This window comes from Nocardia farcinica (assembly GCF_029867845.1).
Classification (GTDB): domain Bacteria; phylum Actinomycetota; class Actinomycetes; order Mycobacteriales; family Mycobacteriaceae; genus Nocardia; species Nocardia farcinica_A.
This window is the reverse complement of sequence record NZ_JARWRU010001178.1, coordinates 1-4,691: the sequence shown is the minus strand read 5'-3', so window position 1 is coordinate 4,691 and position 4,691 is coordinate 1. Positions and strand designations below refer to the sequence as shown.

At 72.3% G+C, this 4,691-nt stretch carries 2 protein-coding genes; one reads left to right on the top strand and one right to left on the bottom strand.

Annotated features, from left to right (window positions below; all coding sequences use genetic code 11):
* A partial coding sequence (gene hrpA, locus QH283_RS26255; RefSeq protein ID WP_280505614.1) for an ATP-dependent RNA helicase HrpA occupies nt 1-3,730 on the bottom strand: 3,730 nt, incomplete at its 3' end.
* A gap of 127 nt (nt 3,731-3,857) precedes the next feature.
* On the opposite strand from hrpA, the gene QH283_RS26250 reads away from it, so the two are divergent.
* Complete coding sequence (locus tag QH283_RS26250) at nt 3,858-4,496, top strand: Pr6Pr family membrane protein (RefSeq protein ID WP_280505613.1); 639 nt, start codon at nt 3,858-3,860, stop codon at nt 4,494-4,496.
* Nucleotides 4,497-4,691 lie beyond the last annotated feature (195 nt).

Genomic DNA, 4,691 nt, shown 5'->3' with positions numbered 1-4,691 from the left:
CCGCCACGAGAGCGTCGAGCGAGCCGTACGGATTCTGGCTCAGCGCGAGCCGGTCGGCGGGCCGGAGTCCGGCGGTGACCGCGCGCACCGAGGTCGGGACGGCGGCGAGCACCAGCGCCCTCGTCCCCGAAGCCATGGCGGCGGCCTGTTCGGCCGGTGAGCTGAGCACCCGCACCGCGACGCCGTCGCCCTCCGGCACCAGCGCCGGATAGCCGGTCACCGTCTGGCCGGCTACCTGCCTGCGCACCGTCTCCGGGACGGTGCCTAGCGACTCGGAGGTCCACACCGTCGCGGGGGCGCGTTCGGCGCCCGCGGTCGCCCGGGCCACCGACTTCGAGACCTGTTCGGCCAGCGCCGACTTCAACTCCGTCAGGTTCTTGCCGGTGGCCAGCACCGTGCCCGAGCGGTCGACGGCGGCGAAGGTCATGCGCAGGTGCGGGGGCAGCGCCTCGGGATCGAGATCGGCGGGGGTGATGGTGACCCCGCCGAGCCGGGACAGCTCCCTGGCCAGGCCGACGCGCAGCGGCTCGGCGCGCGGGGTGAGCGCCGCCAGGGCCGCCGCGGCGAAGTCGGGTGCCGGAACCACGCTGCGGCGCAACGATTTCGGCAGCGTCTTGATCAGCGCGCCCACCAGTTCGGCCCGCAGGCCGGGCACCAGCCAGTCGAAGCCGACCGGCCGCACGTGCGCCAGCTGCTCGACCGGGATGCGCACGGTCACGCCGTCGTCGTCCTGCCCTGGCTCGAACTGGTAGGTCAGCGGGAAGCTCAGCTCGCCCTGCCGCCAGGCGTCGGGGAAGTCGGTGGGGTCAAGCGCGGCCGCGGACTCGTTGACCACCGTCTGCGTGGTGAAGTCCAGCAGTTCGGGGTCCTCGCGTCCGGTCTTCTTCCACCAGCCGTCGAAGTGCCGCGCCGACACGACCTCGGCGGGGATGCGCTTGTCGTAGAACTCGAACAGCACCTCGTCGTCGACGAGGATGTCGCGGCGCCTGGCCCGATGCTCGAGATCGGCGACGTCGTCGAGCAACGCGCGGTTGCGGTGGAAGAACGCGTGCTCGGTGCGCCACTCGCCCTGGACGAGGGCGTGCCGGATGAACAGCTCCCTGGAGTGCTCCGGGTCGATGCGCCCGTAGTCGACCGGGCGTCGCGTGACCAACGGGACGCCGTAGAGGGTGACCCGCTCGTAGGCCTGCGCCGCGCCGCGCTTGGCCGACCAGTGCGGCTCGGAGTAGGTGCGCTTGACCAGGTGCCCGGCCAGCCGCTCGGCCCACTCCGGTTCCACCCGCGCGGCCATCCTTCCCCACAGCCGGGAGGTCTCCACCAGTTCGGCGGCCATGGCCCAGCGGGGCGGTTTCTTCGCCAGCGAGGAGCCGGGGAAGATCATGAATTTGGCGCCGCGCGCGCCGAGGAACTCCCGTGAGTCGGCTTCCCGCACGCCGATGTGGGAGAGCATGCCGGCCAGCAGTGACTGGTGGATCGCGGTGGCGTCCCAATCACCTTCCGGCACAACGGATTCGCCGTCCCGCGCCGCACTCGGCCGGGCCGGGACCCGCTGTGAGCCGGAGCGCCTGCCCTTGGCGCCTTTCGCCCTGGTCCCCCCTGGCTGCGCGGCGCCCGCCCCTGGACCTCTCGACCCGGCGCCCTCGGACTCCGCGTGCTGCCCGGGCGCGGCGCGCCGGGCCGCGGCGGGGTCGCGGCGCTCGGAGTGCCAGCCGAGCCCGCGGGTGATGGTGCGCAGCTGGCCGTGCAGGTCCTGCCATTCCCTGATGCGCAGGTAGTGCAGGAACTCCTCCCGGCACATGCGCCGGAACTGGTTGGACGACAGTGTTTTCCGCTGTTCGGTGAGGTAGTCCCACAGCCGGAGGAAGGCCAGGAAGTCCGAGCCCTCCACCACGAAGCGGGCGTGGCGGGCGTCGGCGGCCTGCTGGTGGTCGGCCGGCCGCTCGCGCACGTCCTGGATGGACAGGGCCGCGACGATGACCAGCACATCGCTGAGACAGCCGTTGCGGTGCGCCTGCACCAGCATGCGCGCCATTCTCGGGTCCACCGGCAACTGGGCCATCTCCCGGCCGATCGGGGTGAGCGCCATGCCGCCAGCACCCTCGCGGCCGCGCCCGCGGGACGAACCCCTCGTCCGGCCGCGGCCCCCGGATCCGGCCTGCCGCTGCGAGGCGGCGGCGGGTTCGGGCCCGGTGTCGCCGTCCGAGACGCGCACCTCATGCCCGTCGTGCGACCCGGCGCCGGACTCGGGACCGGCCAGCGCGCCCAGTTCCTGGAGCAGGGCGATGCCGTCGCGGATGGCCCGCCGGTCGGGGGCCTCCACGAACGGGAACTTCTCGATGTCGCCCAGCCCGCGCGCGGTCATCTGCAGGATGACCGCCGCCAGGTTGGTGCGCAGGATCTCCGGTTCGGTGAACGCAGGCCTGGATTCGAAATCCTCCTCGGAGTACAGCCGGATGCAGATGCCGTCGGCGACGCGACCGCAGCGGCCGGAGCGCTGGCGGGCCGAGGCCTGGGAGATCGGCTCGATCGGCAGCCGTTGCACCTTGGTGCGCACCGAGTAGCGGGAGATGCGGGCGGTGCCGGGGTCGATCACATAGCGGATGCCGGGCACGGTCAGCGAGGTCTCGGCCACGTTGGTCGCCAGCACCACCCGGCGGCCGGTGTGCGGGGCGAACACCTTGTGCTGCTCGGCCGCCGACAGCCGGGCGTAGAGCGGCAGGATCTCGGTGTTCGGCAGCTTCAGCTCGCGCAGGGCGTCGGCCGTGTCGCGGATCTCGCGTTCGCCGGAGAGGAAGACCAGGATGTCGCCGTCACCGGAGTCGAACAGCTCGAGCACCGCCTCGCCGATGGCGTCGACCGGGTCGCGGTCCACCACGGTGGCCGTGTCGTCGGCCGGCTCGTCGTCGGGGTCGTCGAGATCGCCTGGGTCGCCCGCGGGCAGTTCCAGGCTCAGCGGCCGGTAGCGGATCTCCACCGGGTAGGACCGGCCGGAGACCTCCACGATCGGCGCGGGCGTGCCGTCCGGGCCGGCGAAGTGCCGGGCGAACAGCTCGGGGTCGATGGTGGCCGAGGTGATGATCACCTTCAGGTCCGGGCGCTGGGGCAGCAGCTGGGCCAGGTAGCCGAGCAGGAAGTCGATGTTGAGGCTGCGCTCGTGCGCCTCGTCGATGATGATCGTGTCGTAGCGGCGCAGCAATCGGTCGCGCTGGATCTCGGCCAGCAGGATGCCGTCGGTCATGAGCTTGACCAGGGTGTGCTCGGAGACCTGATCGGTGAAGCGGACGGTGTAGCCGACCGTCTCACCGAGTTCGGTGCCCAGCTCCTCGGCGATCCGCTCGGCCACCGTGCGCGCGGCCAGCCTGCGCGGCTGGGTGTGGCCGATCACGCCCCGGATGCCGCGCCCGAGTTCGAGGCAGATCTTGGGGATCTGGGTGGTCTTGCCGGAACCGGTCTCACCGGCCACCACCACGACCTGGTTGGCGGCGATGGCGGCGGCGATGTCGTCGCGGCGCGCGCTGACCGGCAGCTGCTCGGGGTAACTGATCCGGGGGACCGAGGCCCGCCGTGACTCGATGCGCGCCTCGGCCGCGGCGATCTCGGCGGCGATCTCGTCGAGATCGGCGGCCCGTGCGCGGTCGAGCCTGCGGCGGAGCCGGTGTTCGTCACGGAGGGAGAGATTCGCCAGGCGGGTGCGGAGCTCGCGGGTTCCGGTGGTGGCTGTCCTGGTCATTGCCCATCCAGACTACCGGGCGGGCCGGGGTGACCTCCGGGCGCGGCCACGGGGATCGATAGCCGATCGTTCGCGGTGTGAGGTGATCTACCGGTCGCGGCGGCGTCGGTGTGCGAAGATCTGGCCCATGGACGCCGGTTCGGGCACCGCGCGATGGATCGGGTGCTCGCGCGTGGCCTTCGCCCTGCTCGGTCTCATGGCGCTGCTCTGGATACCGTTGCGGGAGCCAGGGGCGAGTGGCGATTTCTCCATCGGCAACTACCTGAGCTACTTCACCATCCAGTCCGCCGCGCTGGGGGTGGTCGTGTTGCTCGTCGGCGGCCTGCGCGATCCGAGGGGCGCGCGCTGGCAACTCGTGCGCGGCGCCGCCACGCTCTACCTGACCATCACCGGCGTGGTCTACGCCGTCCTGCTCGCCGACGTCGATGTCATGCTCACCGAGCGGTGGATCAACGACATCCTGCACCGCATCCTGCCGCTCGTGCTGGCCACCGACTGGGTCGTCGCCCCGGTCGCGCTCGCCGTCACCGGCCGGGTCATCGGTGGCTGGCTGCTCCACCCCGCGCTCTACGCGGTCTACACGCTGGTCAGGGGGCCGCTGGCCGACTGGTACCCGTATCCGTTCCTCGATCCGCGCACTCAGGGCTACATCTCCCTGACCATGGGACTGATCGTGCTCGCCGGGGTGATCGCCCTGCTCGCGGTCGCCGTCCTCGCGCTCGGCGGGCTGGCCGCGCACCATCGCGCGCCCGCTCCGGCGTCCTGACCGTCTCCCGTCCGCCGCGCTCGCTCTCGACGCGCGCCCCCGGCCGACCTAGGGTGAAGGCGTTCATCGCGGCAGTCGGGGGACGGCCGTGCCAGGCACGGGCGGACGGCCCCGCACGGGGCCGTTAAGCCCCCGGCGCAGGGCAAATAGCCCACCCCGCCGCGACGGGGGTGGGGTGCGTCTGGTGCGAGGGCG

What these genes read in the sequence shown, in the direction of transcription:
- QH283_RS26250 (WP_280505613.1), top strand. Translation starts at nt 3,858, where the DNA reads ATGGACGCCGGTTCGGGCACCGCGCGATGGATCGGGTGCTCGCGCGTG.